We start from the raw sequence: 14,947 nt of genomic DNA on the forward strand, positions 1-14,947 counted from the left end.
TCTGGCAGACGCGGGCGAGGAAAACTCCGACGCTGCGATCACAGCGCCGAAATTAACTCAAAATGATGAACAACATCTACAGGACAGCGAACGTGCCTTGCGCTTTTGCGACCAGTTTGTCGCCCTGCATCACGTCGGCTTCGACCACCAGCGTGCGCCGGCCCGGGTGGATCACCCGCGCCGTGCACATCACCTCGCCTTCGGAGACGGCGCGGATGTAGTTGATCTTGCACTCGATGGTCGCGCTCTGCTGGTCGAAGCCGTGGGTGCTGGAACAGGCCAGCCCCATGGCGATATCCACCAGACTGAACAGCGCGCCGCCGTGCAGCTTGCCGCCGCGGTTGCGCAGTTCGGGTTCCAGCGCCAGGGCGACTTGCGCCACCCCGGTTTCCAGACTGTGCAGGCGGCAGCCCAACAGCTTGAAAAACGCGCTCTCGACGAGCCCGGCCGGCATTTCCATCAGCGTTTCTTCAACTGCTTGGCGTTGGCAAACAGCGACGCCATGGCGTTATTGGCTGGAGCCGCCGGGGTGCTTTCCTTGCGCGGAGCCGAACCCTGCGACTGGCGTGGCGCCGAGCCCGGACGCGAGCCACGGGCACCGTCGATCTTCTCGCCCGGGGTGTCGCTCATGCGCATCGACAGGCCGACGCGTTTGCGCGGGATGTCGACTTCCATGACCTTCACTTTCACCACGTCACCGGCCTTCACCGCTTCGCGCGGATCCTTGATGAATTTCTCCGACAGCGCCGAAATGTGCACCAGACCGTCCTGATGCACGCCGATGTCGACGAACGCGCCGAACGCAGTCACGTTGGTTACCACGCCTTCGAGGATCATCCCCAGTTGCAGGTCCTTCAGGTCCTCGACGCCTTCCTGGAACTCGGCGGTCTTGAACTCCGGACGTGGGTCGCGGCCCGGTTTTTCCAGTTCCTGCAGGATGTCGGTGACGGTTGGCAGACCGAAAGTCTCGTCGGTGAACTTCTTCGGATCCAGGCGCTTGAGGAACGAGGCGTCGCCGATCAGCGAGCGAATGTCGCGGTCGGTTTCAGCGGCGATGCGTTGCACCAGCGGATAGGCTTCCGGGTGAACGGCCGAGGAATCCAGCGGGTTGTCGCCGTTCATCACACGCAGGAAGCCGGCGGCCTGTTCGAAGGTTTTCTCGCCCAGACGCGCGACTTTCTTCAGTGCGGCGCGGGTCTTGAACGCCCCGTGTTCGTCACGGTGAGTCACGATGTTCTGCGCCAGCGTCGCGTTGAGGCCGGAGATCCGCGCCAGTAGCGCCACGGACGCAGTGTTCACGTCCACACCCACGGCGTTCACGCAGTCCTCGACCACGGCGTCCAGGCCGCGCGCCAGTTTCAGCTGCGACACGTCGTGCTGGTACTGGCCGACACCGATGGATTTCGGATCGATTTTCACCAGCTCGGCCAGCGGATCCTGCAGGCGTCGGGCGATGGACACGGCGCCACGGATCGAAACGTCCAGATCCGGGAATTCCTTGGCTGCCAGTTCCGATGCCGAATACACCGATGCGCCGGCTTCGGAGACCATGACCTTGGTCATTTTCATCGTTGGGTATTTTTTGATCAGTTCGATCGCCAGCTTGTCGGTTTCACGGCTGGCAGTACCGTTGCCGATGGCGATCAGGTCGACCGAGTGCTTGGCGCACAGGGCGGCCAGGATGGCGATGGTCTGATCCCATTTGTTGTGCGGCACGTGGGGGTAAACCGTGGCGTGATCCAGCAGTTTGCCGGTGGAGTCGACCACCGCGACCTTGCAGCCGGTACGCAGGCCCGGGTCGAGGCCCAGAGTGGCGCGCGGGCCGGCCGGGGCGGCCAGCAGCAGGTCGTGCAGGTTGTGGGCGAACACGTTGATCGCTTCGGTTTCGGCGCCGTCGCGCAGCTCGCCGAGCAGGTCGGTTTCCAGGTGGGTGTAGAGCTTGACCTTCCAGGTCCAGCGCACCACTTCACCCAGCCATTTGTCGGCCGGACGGTTCTGGTTCTGAATGCCGACGTGCTGACCGATCATGCCTTCGCACGGGTGCAGGGTGCCCGGCAGCTCTTCGCCGACTTTCAGCGCGGAGCTGAGAATGCCTTCGTTGCGGCCACGGAAAATCGCCAGCGCGCGGTGCGACGGCATGCTTTTCAGCGGTTCGTCGTGTTCGAAGTAATCGCGGAATTTCGCGCCTTCCTCTTCCTTGCCGGCGATCACGCGGGCACTGAGGGTGGCTTCCTGCTTCAGGTAGGTGCGCAGTTTTTCCAGCAGGTTGGCGTCTTCGGCGAAGCGCTCCATGAGGATGTACTTGGCGCCTTCCAGCGCTGCCTTGACGTCGGCCACACCTTTTTCGGCGTCGATGAAGCGCGCGGCTTCGGCTTCCGGGGTCAGTGACGGGTCGTTGAACAGGCCGTCGGCCAGTTCGCCGAGGCCGGCTTCCAGGGCGATCTGGCCCTTGGTGCGGCGCTTCTGCTTGTACGGCAGGTACAAGTCTTCGAGGCGGGTCTTGGTGTCGGCGAGTTTGATTTCGCGTTCCAGCTCAGGGGTGAGTTTGCCCTGCTCCTGAATGCTGGAAAGAATGCTGATGCGCCGTTCGTCGAGTTCTCGCAGGTAGCGCAGACGCTCTTCCAGATGACGCAGTTGGGTGTCATCGAGGCTGCCGGTCACTTCTTTCCGGTAACGGGCGATGAAGGGAACGGTAGAGCCTTCATCGAGTAGCGCGACGGCCGCTTCGACCTGTTGTGGGCGTACGCCGAGTTCCTCGGCGATGCGGCTGTTGATGCTGTCCATAAAACCACCTGACAAATTGTGAAAGCAGGCTCGCAGGCGCGTAAATGAAGGCCCGGAGTCTGGTGGGGCGGCTTGATGCTGGCCGCTGCCTGGGTCAAAAGGCATCCCATTGACCCGTGAAATCGAACAATTACTGCGGCGCCCATGAAAATAAAGGACGGCCACCTGCGGTAACGATTCAGACGTTGCCTGACACAAAAGGCCGCGCATTATAACCAGCGTTCTGTCATTCGGGGGCGACGCAGTCTGTAGGCACAAGCCCCGGTTTTCTGGCAGTGAAGGAAAAATCTGCTAACAATGCACACGGTGCGTATAACGGCAGCTACGCCATAATGCGCGCCGAGCTAAAAGGAGCATCCAATGAGCAGCACTGCACAAACTGCTGAAGGCGAAAAAATTCTCATCGTTGACGACGATCCGGGGCTGAGCAGCCTGCTGGAACGCTTTTTCGTCAGCAAGGGCTACCGTGCCCGCGCCGTACCGAATACCGAGCAGATGGACCGTCTGCTGTCGCGTGAAGTGTTCAACCTGGTCGTCCTCGACCTGATGCTGCCGGGCGAAGACGGCCTGACCGCTTGCCGCCGCCTGCGTGGCGCGAACAATCAGATTCCGATCATCATGCTCACCGCCAAGGGCGACGAGCTGAGCCGTATCAAGGGCCTGGAACTGGGCGCCGACGACTATCTGGCCAAGCCGTTCAACCCGGACGAGCTGATGGCTCGCGTCAAAGCCGTGCTGCGCCGTCAGGCCGCGCCGGTGCCGGGCGCGCCGGGCAGTGAAGAAGAAAACGTCACGTTCGGCGACTACGTGCTGTCCCTGGCCACCCGCGAACTCAAACGCGGCGACGAAGTGCACATGCTCACCACCGGTGAATTTGCGGTGCTCAAGGCCCTGGTGATGAACGCTCGTCAGCCGCTGACCCGCGACAAGCTGATGAACCTGGCCCGTGGCCGTGAGTGGGATGCCCTGGAGCGTTCCATCGACGTGCAGATTTCCCGTCTGCGCCGGATGATCGAACCTGATCCGTCCAAGCCGCGCTACATCCAGACCGTCTGGGGTGTCGGCTACGTGTTCGTGCCGGATGGCAACTCCACCAAGTGATGGGTGATTTGTAGGAGCGGGTCTGCGGGAAACGGTCGGAAACGCCGTCCGCGCAGACTCGCAATCCGCAATATGCGAGCATTGCTCGCTCCTGCAAGTGTGTAGCGGTTATCCATGAAAACCCCCGTCTGGTTCCCCCAAAGTTTCTTCTCCCGCACCCTGTGGCTGGTGCTCATCGTCGTATTGTTTTCCAAGGCATTGACCCTGGTTTATCTGTTGATGAACGAGGACGTGCTGGTGGATCGCCAATACAGCCACGGCGTCGCCCTGACGCTGCGTGCCTATTGGGCCGCCGACGAAGAGAACCGCGCGAAAATCGCCGATGCCGCGACCCTGATCCGGGTGGTCGGTGCCGGTGTGCCGGAAGGCGAACAGCACTGGCCGTACAGCGAAATCTACCAGCGGCAGATGCAGGCGGAACTGGGTGCCGACACCGAAGTGCGCTTGCGCATGCATTCGCCGCCGGCCTTGTGGGTTCGTGCGCCGAGCCTCGGTGATGGCTGGTTGAAAGTCCCGCTGTATCCACACCCGTTGCGTGGCCAGAAAATCTGGAACGTGCTCGGCTGGTTCCTGGCGATCGGGTTGCTGTCCACGGCGTCTGCGTGGATTTTCGTCAGCCAGCTCAACCAACCGTTGAAACGTCTGGTTTATGCCGCCCGGCAACTCGGCCAGGGACGCAGCGTGCGCCTGCCGATCAGCGACACCCCCAGCGAGATGGCCGAGGTTTATCGTGCCTTCAACCAGATGGCCGAAGACGTCGAGCAGGCCGGTCGCGAGCGTGAGCTGATGCTCGCCGGGGTATCCCATGACTTGCGCACGCCGCTGACTCGTTTGCGGTTGTCACTGGAGTTGATGGGCGACCGCACTGATCTGACCGATGACATGGTGCGCGACATCGAAGACATGGACGCGATCCTCGACCAGTTCCTCGCGTTCATTCGCGATGGTCGGGACGAGTCGGTGGAGGAGGTGGACCTCAGCGATCTGGTGCGTGAAGTGGCGGCGCCCTACAACCAGACTGAAGAGAAAGTGCGCCTGCGCCTGGAACCGATCCAGCCGTTCCCGTTGCGTCGGGTGTCGATGAAGCGTCTGCTGAACAACCTGATCGGCAACGCGTTGAATCATGCCGGCGGCAGTGTGGACGTCGCGGCCTATGTGTCCGGTGACACCAGCGCACCGTATGTGGTGCTGAGCGTGATGGACCGTGGGGCGGGGATCGACCCTTCCGAACTTGAGGCGATCTTCAACCCGTTCACCCGGGGCGACCGTGCGCGGGGCGGGAAGGGCACCGGGCTGGGACTGGCGATTGTGAAGCGGATTGCTTCGATGCACGGCGGCAATGTCGAACTGCGCAACCGCTCCGGTGGCGGGTTGGAAGCGCGGGTTCGGTTGCCACTGGGATTGATGCTGCCGCGAGACGCGGTTTAAGTTTCAGGCGGCCTTGCGGCCGCCTGATTCAAGGTTCAACCCTTGCCTTTTGTGCGGGTCATGTTCGGCCCGCCATTCTTCTCGAGATGCTCGATGATGATCCCCGCCACGTTCTTGCCTGTGGTGGTTTCGATCCCTTCCAGACCCGGTGACGAGTTCACTTCCATCACCAGCGGCCCGTGATTGGAGCGCAGGATATCCACACCCGCCACCGCCAGCCCCATGACCTTGGCCGCACGCAGCGCGGTCATGCGTTCTTCCGGGGTGATCTTGATCAGGCTGGCGCTGCCGCCCCGGTGCAGGTTGGAGCGGAATTCGCCGGGCTTGGCCTGACGCTTCATCGCCGCGATCACCTTGTCGCCGACCACGAAGCAGCGGATGTCGGCGCCGCCGGCCTCCTTGATGTATTCCTGCACCATGATGTTCTGCTTCAGGCCCATGAACGCCTCGATCACCGACTCCGCCGCCGTCGCGGTTTCACACAGCACCACGCCAATGCCCTGGGTGCCTTCCAGCACCTTGATCACCAGCGGCGCGCCGTTGACCATGTCGATCAGGTCGGGGATGTCATCCGGCGAGTGGGCGAAGCCGGTCACCGGCAAACCGATGCCCCGGCGCGACAGCAATTGCAGCGAACGCAGCTTGTCCCGCGAGCGGGCGATGGCCACCGATTCGTTGAGTGGAAACACGCCCATCATTTCAAACTGGCGCAACACTGCGCAGCCATAAAACGTCACCGACGCGCCGATCCGCGGGATCACTGCATCGAAACCCTCCAGCGGCTTGCCACGGTAGTGGATCTGCGGCTTGTGGCTGGCAATGTTCATATAGGCGCGCAAGGTGTCGATCACCACCATTTCATGCCCGCGTTCGGTTCCGGCTTCGACCAGACGGCGGGTGGAATACAGACGCGGGTTCCGCGACAGCACAGCGATCTTCATGCAACACCTGTGGAGGAGGTAGATACCGGGAACACCGGCTTGTCTTGTACATATTTGATGCCCGGATTGACCACCAACTGGCCGTCGATCAGGGCTTTGGAACCGAGCAACAGGCGATAGCGCATGGACTTGCGGCAGGCGAGGGTGAACTCGATCGGCCAGACCCGGTCACCCAGGGCCAGGGTGGTGCTGATCACGTAGCGCACCTGGGCCTGGCCATTCGAACTCTTGATGGTCTTGCGGGCGACCAGCGGCGCTTCGCATCGCCGATGGCGCAACTGCACGACGGTGCCCAGGTGCGCGGTGAAGCGCACCCACTTCTCGCCGTCACGTTCGAACGGCTCGATGTCGGTGGCATGCAGGCTGGAGGTGCTGGCGCCGGTGTCGATTTTTGCCCGAAGGCCGGCGACTCCCAGATCCGGAAGCGCCACCCACTCGCGCAGACCGATAACGGTCAAATGGTCAAATGTCTTCAAAAAAATGCTCAGCCGGTGAAAACCGCCTGGCCCGCAACGGGCCCGATTCGCGGTATTCACGCAGAATAATGGTTAAAAGGCGACAGATATTCACGGCCCGGATTAGCGCCCCTTCGGGCATCCCCCGCAACGCTTGCATTGTAATCCGGGACGGCGCAATTCATGGCACGACAGAAACGGTAGTACAGTTCACCAATATTTCAGAATGAGGAAATTCCATGGCACAAAAAAGCGAAGAGGACGACAAGGTCCGTCTCGACAAGTGGCTGTGGGCTGCGCGTTTTTTCAAGACTCGCGCCTTGGCCAAGGCTGCCATCGAGAGCGGCAAGGTGCATTGTCGGGGAGAGCGCTGCAAGCCTGGCAAAGAGCCACGCATTGGCGATGAGTTCGAGATCCGTACCGGCTTCGAAGAAAAGACCGTTGTGGTTCAGGCCCTGTCGATCGTGCGTCGCGGTGCACCTGAGGCGCAGACGCTGTATGCCGAGACCGAGGCAAGTATTGCCAAACGTGAAGCGGCTGCGGCGATGCGCAAGGCGGGCGCCCTGGGCGTGACCACCGATGGCAAACCGAGCAAGAAGCAGCGCCGGGATCTGTTTAAGTTTCGTGGGAACAGCAGCGGCGAATAAAAAACGCAGCCTGCCGGCCTGGGTTCAAGACCCGCCGGCGGCTGCGCTTTTTCAGTCACCGTTGATTACTGCGCGGATACCACACTCATCCGCGAAACCATCGGCAGTTTGCCCAGCAGCCGGAAGACCGGCGCTGTGACCTTCAGCCAGAAGTTCGCCGCGTGATAAGCAAACGGCGTGTAGTAACCCCAGCCCAGTGCCCACACCGCCAACAGCATGCCGCCGATGTAATCGTCCTGGCCCCAATGTGCACCGGCGACCAGGCGAGGCAGCATGAACAGCAGTGCCAGGCCCCAGATCACCAGGAACTGGCCGACCGTACGACTGAATACGCCCATGAACAGCGCCCAGATCAGCAGCACCGAAGCGTGGTCACCGGGGAAGCTCTGGCTTGAGCGGTCCTTCAGTTCCCAGGTCTTCTCCAGATGCGGGAAGTAATCGCTGATATGCACCGCGCCTTCAAGCACCATCGACGGGCTGCTGTGCTGCCAGCCCATGTGATCGGAGAACTTGGAAAACAGCGCGCGGATCACCACCATCAATAGCAGGATCGAAAAAAATCCGAAAAAGGCGCGACGTACGTCAATCGCCCTGAACACCCAGTCGCCCTTGATCAGCAGCGTCAGCAGAATCAGGCCGACGACGATGTCGAACGGTCGCAGACTTGCAATTGCCCAGATGTGGAGCCATATGGGGTTGCTGGCCAGCGGTGCGTTGAGTGAGCGGAACAGCCACTCGTCGAAAATCACACACAGCATCTGACCCGTAGGCCATAACCAGAAAGCCAGTAGTGCCAATGGCACGATGTTGCACAGAACCAGCCGGCCGAGGTTCCACCTTGATTGGAACAAACCCGGATTGTTCATAAAATGCCTCCCGTGGCTGAACATCGGCATCAAAAAGGATGCCAGAAGCGCGGAATTTTCATTCTTTGTAACCATTTTGTCATCACATTCAGATACCCAGACCTATGACCGATTTCCTCGATACCGATTACACCCAACGCTTCATCTTCGATGACAGCGACACTCGCGGCGAACTGGTGTCGCTGGAGCGCAGCTATGCCGAAGTGCTCGCCAAGCACCCGTACCCGGAACCGGTTGCGCAATTGCTGGGCGAACTGATGGCTGCCGCGTCGTTGCTGGTGGGCACCCTGAAATTCGATGGCTTGCTGATTCTTCAGGCACGTTCCGAAGGGCCGATCCCGCTGCTGATGATCGAATGTTCCAGCGAGCGCGAAATCCGTGGCCTGGCGCGCTATCACGCCGAGCAGATTCCGGCCGACGCGACCCTCGGCGACCTGATGCCGAACGGTGTCCTGGCCTTGACCGTCGACCCGATCGCCGGCCAGCGTTACCAGGGCATCGTCGACCTCGACGGCGAAACCCTGTCCGACTGCTTCACCAACTATTTCGTCATGTCCCAACAGGTTGGCACTCGCTTCAAGCTGTGCGCCGATGGCCGTCGTGCCCGTGGTCTGCTGCTGCAGCAACTGCCGGCCGATCGCCTGAAAGACGAAGAAGAACGCGCCGCCAGCTGGCAGCACATCACCGCGCTGGGCAACACCCTGACCGCTGATGAACTGTTGAGCCTGGACAACGAAACGGTTCTGCATCGCCTCTACCATGAAGAGCAGGTTCGTCTGTTCGATGTGCAGAAACTGCGCTTCCACTGCAGCTGCTCCCGCGAGCGTTCGGGCAATGCACTGGTCAGCCTGGGTCTGGAAGATGCGCAGGCGCTCGTGGCCGAGCAAGGTGGAAAAGTCGAGATCGATTGCCAGTTCTGCAACCAGCGCTACCTGTTCGATGCGGCAGATATCGCTCAATTGTTCGCTGGCGCGGGCGTCGAGACGCCGTCAGATACCCGGCACTAAAACGGTTCAGCGCAGGTAAATTCACTGCTCAACGACGGAATAACGCCGTTACGACGGGAGGGCCCTACTCTTTTTGGGCTTTTCTGGCATAATCCGGCCCACTTTTTTCGCGGTAGTAGTGCACGACTTTCTACTACAAAACGTTTGGAGCACACTCGGCCACTGGCCGACGGGGAACCTCATGACGCAAGCCAATAACGCCGTGTACACCGATCTGAGTGTTGATGATCTGGTAAAAGAAGCCCTGAACCGCGGTGAAGGCGAGCTTGCCGATACCGGCGCTCTGGTTGTTCGCACCGGTCATCGCACCGGCCGTTCGCCAGTCGACCGTTTCATCGTTGAAGAGCCTTCCACCCAGGCTGCCATTGCCTGGGGCCCGATCAACCGCAAGTTCCCGGCCGACAAGTTCGACGCGCTGTGGGCTCGTGTTGAAGCATTCAACAACGCGCAAGAGCATTTCGTTTCCCACGTGCATGTAGGCGCGGCCGAAGATCACTACCTGGCCGTGAAGATGACCACCCAGACTGCCTGGCAGAACCTGTTCGGTCGTTGCCTGTTCATCAACCCGGCTCAGTACAACCCGGCCGGTCGCGAAGAGTGGCAAGTGCTGAACGTCGCCAACTTCGAGTGCGTTCCTGAGCGTGACGGCACCAACTCCGACGGTTGCGTGATCATCAACTTCGCCCAGAAGAAAGTGCTGATCGCCGGCATGCGTTACGCCGGTGAAATGAAGAAAGCCATGTTCTCCGTGCAGAACTTCCTGCTGCCGGCCGCTGACGTGCTGCCAATGCACTGCGCTGCCAACATCGGCGAAGAAGGCGACGTGACCCTGTTCTTCGGTCTGTCGGGCACCGGCAAGACCACCCTGTCCGCCGACGAAAGCCGTTACCTGATCGGTGACGACGAACACGGCTGGGGCGAAGGCGTTGTCTTCAACATCGAAGGCGGCTGCTACGCCAAGTGCATCGACCTGTCCGAGAAGAACGAGCCGGTCATCTGGAAAGCCATCAAGCACGGTGCGGTGCTGGAAAACGTCGTGATCGACGACGCCAAGCACGCCGACTACGCCGATGTCAGCCTGACCCAGAACAGCCGCGCGGCCTACCCGCTGGAGCACGTTGCCAAGCGTTCCGAGAAGAACCTGGGCGGCGAGCCAAACGCTGTGATCTTCCTGACCTGCGACCTGACTGGCGTCCTGCCGCCAGTGTCGATCCTCAACGAAGAACAAGCGGCCTACCACTTCCTGTCCGGCTACACCGCTCTGGTGGGCTCGACTGAAATGGGTTCGGGCAGCGGCATCAAGTCGACCTTCTCCACCTGCTTCGGCGCACCGTTCTTCCCGCGTCCGGCCGGCGAATACGCTGAACTGCTGATCAAGCGCATCCGCGGCTTCGGCTCCAAGGTCTACCTGGTCAACACCGGCTGGACCGGCGGCGGCTACGGTGTCGGCAAACGCTTCAACATCCCGACCACCCGCGCGGTGATCGCAGCGATCCAGAGCGGCGCGCTGATCGGTGCAGCCACCGAGCACCTGGACACCATCAACCTGGACGTGCCACTGGCCGTACCGGGCGTCGAAACCAACCTGCTCAACCCACGCAACACCTGGGCTGACAAGGCTGCGTACGACGAAGCTGCAAAAGCACTGGCCGGTCTGTTCATCGAGAACTTCAAGAAGTTCGAAGTGAGCGACGCGATCAAGGCTGCCGGGCCTAAGTTGTAAGACTTAGTTCTGGTGAATGAAAAAGCCGCCTCTTGAGGGCGGCTTTTTTGTGGGTGATGGATTAGTTGCGGCCGCTTTTAATATGCCGAAAGTTGGAATGCGGGGGCCATTTTTTCCTGTTCGCGCCTCGGAATGCCGAGCGCACCAGCCAATTCCGGCCACTGTGTTACGGTCTCTTTGAAGTCGTTGATGATTTTGTCGGCATCCTCTCGGTCAACCCGGAAGTTAATCGCCACTTCCCGAGCAAGGTCCAGATCCAGGGCGTTGTCCGAATCCGTGATGTTCAGTTTCAACCCATCCGCATTCGCCACCGGATTCATGTCGTAAGCCTCGGATAACCGCCACCCGCGACCAGGATCGAGAAGGAATCCATGGTTGCGCAGATGGTCGTCGGTGTTCGAAACGAGAATGTTGAAGACGATTCGCGACCACAGCTCGCGCAGGTCGGTGTCGACTTCAGAGCCGTGTTCAATGATTATTCGAGCCAGTTCGATGTAGCTGGCGCCATTCGAGGCATCGTCACCGTCGACGCGGTCGGTCATGGTCATGGCGGAGGCGAAGTGGAAGCGGCCACCGGATTTGCTTCGGTCAAAGCGCTTGACCATGAAACAGTGGTGCTGGCTTGCGTAACGTTGAGCGGTGCCAGTCGCTACTCTTAACCCGCAGTTCTTGGCCAGAGCATTCACCACCATTTCCCAGGCACCGACGTCGTAGTCATCTCGAATGCTCGGAAACTTGGCGATCCACAGATGACCGTGCCGATCTGCAACGCTGGCCTTGGGTCTGGCGCCACCCAGCGAGCCGCCGGGTGCGATCAGCATTTTCAGCCACTCGCGTCCTTCAAGTGCTGTGTTGTCCGGATCGTTTTCCAGCGCGCGGCTCGCTTGCTCCAGTGCCCGCAACTCCAGAAACGGCGGGGCGGCTATGCCGTCGCGGTCATCAAGAAAGCAGCCTTCATCGTTGAGCTTGTAGCGCAGGCCTCCAACGCGAAAGAGGTCATGTACACCCAGTAGGCAGTCGGATTCGTAAAGCTTGCTGCCGCTTGGCAACAGCCCGTCGCGAATGTCTCGCTCCAGACGCCGTTTCATCAGTAAACGTCCCCAGCGATCAGGGCTTGAGTCTGCAAACGCGCCGAACTGGGTTTGGTGCCCGCCGGGGAATTGGTGCCCTTCGAAAAGGTTGATACGGGGATCGAGCTTCATGAAGCTCAGTTCTGGATCGGCCAGTGCGGCTGGATCGTACTCAAACTCGAACACTTCGTTAGCACGGGCCTTTCTGGCATGCAGGAATCCAAGGCGTCTTGCGCCATTCAAGGATTCCCAATCTGCATAAACCGCAATTCGCGTCATTCTTCACCTGTTTTGGAGCCGCTTTTTTTCTTGTTCAACAGTTCTGAAAGCGAGTGGGTGTTGAGGGGGAAGTCTTCGGTCAGGCTGGCGATGTAGGCGCTGTCTTCCTCCACTCGTGTGCTTTTTTCGCCGACCAGAGGCGACTTCTTAATCTTGGATGTTCCGCGTACTCGCTGGGGTTTTGCTCCAGGCAGCAATTGCGCGTCCTGCAATCGGCGCCCCATCTCATCGGCCTCGGCCAATTTATTCAGGTCCTTTTCCAGCCCGAGTACCTGCATGACTGAAAGATAGGCACCGATGGTTACCCCTGAGCCACCGGACTCCAGAGAGCGCAGAGTTGTCAGCGACATGCCTGATCGTTCTGCGACTTGCTTGGCCGTCAGTTTGCGGCGCAGGCGGGCCAGCTTCAGGCGCTCCCCAAACTCGGAAAGCAGTCTGGAAGTCGCGGGCAAAAGCGATGCTGTCTTATTAGCCATGTGCCAATATTCCTTCATTTTTAAGCCTTAACTACCAGAATAGTAGCACTTAAGGCTCAGAAGAATATTCGACGAGATAAGGGGAGGCAGAAACGCCTAACTGGAAGTATTCCACCTGTTTTCATGGCTAATGAGCAGAATTTTGCTACTTATTTGCCTTGTCATTGTCAGGAAGCGGCACGCTTTGACGGTGTTCTTCGATTTTCAGCGGCATCTTTGAAGCAGGTTTCGAGTTGAGGTCCCCGTGCTCGCGGCGAAAGATTTCATCTAACTGTTTGACGCTTTCCATTAGCTCATCAAAAAATTTGCTCACGAGAATCTCCATTGCTTGATTGGGTTTTTTCCATCGCTCTCAGGTAGTGCCTGAGAGCGATTCGTTCACTCAACCTCAGGCCGGCGCTTTCCAGTTGAGCATTCGCTGCTGGGCGACCTGGAGCAGGTCATAGCCGTCTTTGGTGAGAAGGTAGAGCGCGTGGGTGATGTGCGGGATGTCTTCGACGTCGGCGTGTTTGAAGCAGAGGCAATAGAGGGTTTGCAGCAGGTCGCTTGAGGCGCGCAGGCGCTGGACGGCGCATTCGAGGATGTCTTGCGGGTTGGCTTCGGTGTCGATGACGAGGGGCTTGGTGTCGGTGAGGTTGGAGTCGAGTGGGCGGTAGCGATCGGAGTGGAGCTCGTTCCATGATTTCATTTTTTAGATCCTCAATTGCTTCGAATGAAGCCACCACATCGTGACCAAGCGACTGGAGGCGACTGTGTTCGGGTTGGTCAACCGGTGAGGATCATGCACATACCCGGCACGCTCGAAAGCGTCCCAAACACAGCCACCATAACGCTGCTGGCAATTGAGTGCCGGCAGCATACAGCGGACGCGAATACATGATCCATTCGGGTGACCAAGCCCGAGTCGCTGAATTGGCAGCGACAGTCACAACTATAGGTTTTGGCCCACTGGCGCCGATAGAAGACAAGGCGCCGCTGCGTGTAGGAACGGGATGCGGATTCGGGCAGTCCGTTCCTACAGATCGATCACGGTTTTCAACGAATCGCCCGATACCCCTCAACATCCAGCACACTCGTGGTCAGCCCGGTCGCGGGGCTGTAGATCGTGCCTTTCACCGTCGAAAACGGAACGCCTTTGCTGCCCAGCGAAACGTAGCGCTCGCCCTGATCCAGCTCGGTGAACCAGGTGTAGGAACACTTTTCCATGGCCTTGTATTTCGCTGCCGCGTTGACGATGGCGGCGGTGTGGTTTCGCAGGTCGGCGTCGGTGAGGTTGAGGTTTTTGTCGAGTACGGTGCCCCAGCGTTTCAGGCAGACCTCGGCAAAGTGGCGGACGATGAGGCCGGGTTCGGCCAGCTCTTTTGGACCACTGTTGCCATCGGCGGAGGCGTTGCCGACCAGGGTGGCGTGACGGCCGGGCATGGGGAAGATGCTGGTCTTGGTGCCGGTCGCGGTTTGCGGGATGACGCAACTGAAGCCCTTGGAGCGTTCATCCCGTGCGTAGAAGCCCACATATTCTTTTACGTTGGTGTTGAGCTTTACCCGTTGTTCCTGGAAGTTGCCGATGCCTGGAACCGGGTCAATGGCAAAGATATTCACGGGAATGTTTTTCAGTGCACTGTCGTTGAACATGGCATTGGCCAGCATGTGACAACTGATACCGCCGCGGCTCCAGCCCACCAGATTGACTTTTGTTGGAATAATACCGTCCTTGCGAAAGGTTTTAATAATCTGTTCCTGTAACTTCTGTTGCGTGACGCTGCGATCGCCATAGTTATATTTACGCCACAGCCAGGAACCTTCGACTTTTACATCTTCAATCGGGATGCCGGCGGCTTTGAGGCGGTTGTATTCCGCTTCGGTCAGTTGCTCGCGTTGCCAGTCGCATTGGCCTTTGATGATGTTTACCGCGTGCTGGACGTTCTCCTCCCAGCCCTTGCCGAACAGTGTTCCGCTGAGCCCGTAGTCCTTGGATCGGGTGAACAGTTCATCGGCTTGCAGGTTGCTGGTGCCGGGGCCATCGACCACGATCCATTCGGCGAACTCGCGGCCGGTGTGATGCGAGGCGAGGGTGGAAACAAGTTCTCCATCCCAATAGTTTTCGTGGGTGTCATCAAACTTTGTCGAACCTGTACCGCAAAAGAAAATAGTAAGCGTAGTCATGTTTTTG

The 14,947-nt window shown here is 59.6% G+C and carries 15 protein-coding genes; 5 read left to right on the plus strand and 10 right to left on the minus strand.

Going from position 1 to position 14,947, the window contains the following annotated elements; all coding sequences use genetic code 11:
- Positions 1–76: 76 nt before the first annotated feature.
- Both AC1RT4_RS27615 and AC1RT4_RS27620 read right to left on the minus strand, forming a co-directional pair.
- The gene (locus tag AC1RT4_RS27615) at positions 77–460 is read right to left on the minus strand and encodes a PaaI family thioesterase (RefSeq protein WP_064382742.1); all 384 of its coding nucleotides are present in this window, start codon (positions 458–460) and stop codon (positions 77–79) included.
- Positions 460–2,784, minus strand: a complete 2,325-nt coding sequence (locus AC1RT4_RS27620; protein WP_493089256.1) for a Tex family protein — start codon at positions 2,782–2,784, stop codon at positions 460–462. The genes AC1RT4_RS27615 and AC1RT4_RS27620 overlap by 1 nt, the downstream gene beginning before the upstream one ends.
- A gap of 360 nt (positions 2,785–3,144) precedes the next feature.
- On the opposite strand from AC1RT4_RS27620, the gene ompR reads away from it, so the two are divergent.
- Positions 3,145–3,885 carry an osmolarity response regulator transcription factor OmpR gene (ompR, locus tag AC1RT4_RS27625; RefSeq protein ID WP_007952694.1) on the plus strand — a complete coding sequence of 247 codons (741 nt, stop codon included), beginning with the start codon at positions 3,145–3,147 and terminating at the stop codon, positions 3,883–3,885.
- A 114-nt stretch (positions 3,886–3,999) separates the two neighbouring features.
- Positions 4,000–5,313 carry an ATP-binding protein gene (locus AC1RT4_RS27630; protein ID WP_007952691.1) on the plus strand — a complete coding sequence of 438 codons (1,314 nt, stop codon included), beginning with the start codon at positions 4,000–4,002 and terminating at the stop codon, positions 5,311–5,313.
- A gap of 35 nt (positions 5,314–5,348) precedes the next feature.
- Here AC1RT4_RS27630 and rimK read toward each other — a convergent pair whose 3' ends face one another.
- Entirely contained in the window at positions 5,349–6,254 is a 906-nt protein-coding gene (gene rimK / locus AC1RT4_RS27635) for a 30S ribosomal protein S6--L-glutamate ligase (protein ID WP_007949201.1), read from the minus strand.
- Entirely contained in the window at positions 6,251–6,730 is a 480-nt protein-coding gene (gene rimB, locus AC1RT4_RS27640; protein WP_011331964.1) for a retropepsin-like aspartic endopeptidase RimB, read from the minus strand. Before rimB ends, rimK begins: the two co-directional genes overlap by 4 nt.
- Before the next feature lie 218 nt (positions 6,731–6,948).
- On the opposite strand from rimB, the gene AC1RT4_RS27645 reads away from it, so the two are divergent.
- Entirely contained in the window at positions 6,949–7,356 is a 408-nt protein-coding gene (locus tag AC1RT4_RS27645; protein WP_493089259.1) for an RNA-binding S4 domain-containing protein, read from the plus strand.
- Between the two features lie 65 nt (positions 7,357–7,421).
- Here AC1RT4_RS27645 and AC1RT4_RS27650 read toward each other — a convergent pair whose 3' ends face one another.
- Positions 7,422–8,222 (minus strand): phosphatase PAP2 family protein, encoded by an 801-nt coding sequence (locus tag AC1RT4_RS27650; RefSeq protein WP_493089261.1) that lies wholly within the window; start codon positions 8,220–8,222, stop codon positions 7,422–7,424.
- Between the two features lie 104 nt (positions 8,223–8,326).
- On the opposite strand from AC1RT4_RS27650, the gene hslO reads away from it, so the two are divergent.
- Complete coding sequence (hslO, locus tag AC1RT4_RS27655) at positions 8,327–9,229, plus strand: Hsp33 family molecular chaperone HslO (protein WP_085608616.1); 903 nt, start codon at positions 8,327–8,329, stop codon at positions 9,227–9,229.
- A gap of 181 nt (positions 9,230–9,410) precedes the next feature.
- Positions 9,411–10,952: a phosphoenolpyruvate carboxykinase gene (locus tag AC1RT4_RS27660; protein WP_007952682.1), complete on the plus strand. Its 1,542-nt coding sequence runs from the start codon at positions 9,411–9,413 to the stop codon at positions 10,950–10,952.
- A 77-nt stretch (positions 10,953–11,029) separates the two neighbouring features.
- Here the strand turns inward: AC1RT4_RS27660 and AC1RT4_RS27665 are convergent, their stop codons facing one another.
- The 5 genes from AC1RT4_RS27665 to AC1RT4_RS27685 form a co-directional block, all read right to left on the minus strand.
- Entirely contained in the window at positions 11,030–12,301 is a 1,272-nt protein-coding gene (locus AC1RT4_RS27665) for a type II toxin-antitoxin system HipA family toxin (RefSeq protein WP_493089264.1), read from the minus strand.
- Complete coding sequence (locus AC1RT4_RS27670) at positions 12,298–12,777, minus strand: helix-turn-helix domain-containing protein (RefSeq protein ID WP_493089266.1); 480 nt, start codon at positions 12,775–12,777, stop codon at positions 12,298–12,300. Before AC1RT4_RS27670 ends, AC1RT4_RS27665 begins: the two co-directional genes overlap by 4 nt.
- Before the next feature lie 145 nt (positions 12,778–12,922).
- Positions 12,923–13,090 carry a hypothetical protein gene (locus AC1RT4_RS27675; RefSeq protein WP_493089268.1) on the minus strand — a complete coding sequence of 56 codons (168 nt, stop codon included), beginning with the start codon at positions 13,088–13,090 and terminating at the stop codon, positions 12,923–12,925.
- A 75-nt stretch (positions 13,091–13,165) separates the two neighbouring features.
- Positions 13,166–13,465 (minus strand): hypothetical protein, encoded by a 300-nt coding sequence (locus AC1RT4_RS27680; RefSeq protein WP_007952679.1) that lies wholly within the window; start codon positions 13,463–13,465, stop codon positions 13,166–13,168.
- A gap of 347 nt (positions 13,466–13,812) precedes the next feature.
- Positions 13,813–14,940, minus strand: a complete 1,128-nt coding sequence (locus AC1RT4_RS27685; protein WP_493089270.1) for a hypothetical protein — start codon at positions 14,938–14,940, stop codon at positions 13,813–13,815.
- Positions 14,941–14,947: the final 7 nt, after the last annotated feature.

The sequence above is a fragment of the Pseudomonas sp. GW821-FHT11D10 genome, assembly GCF_058808435.1.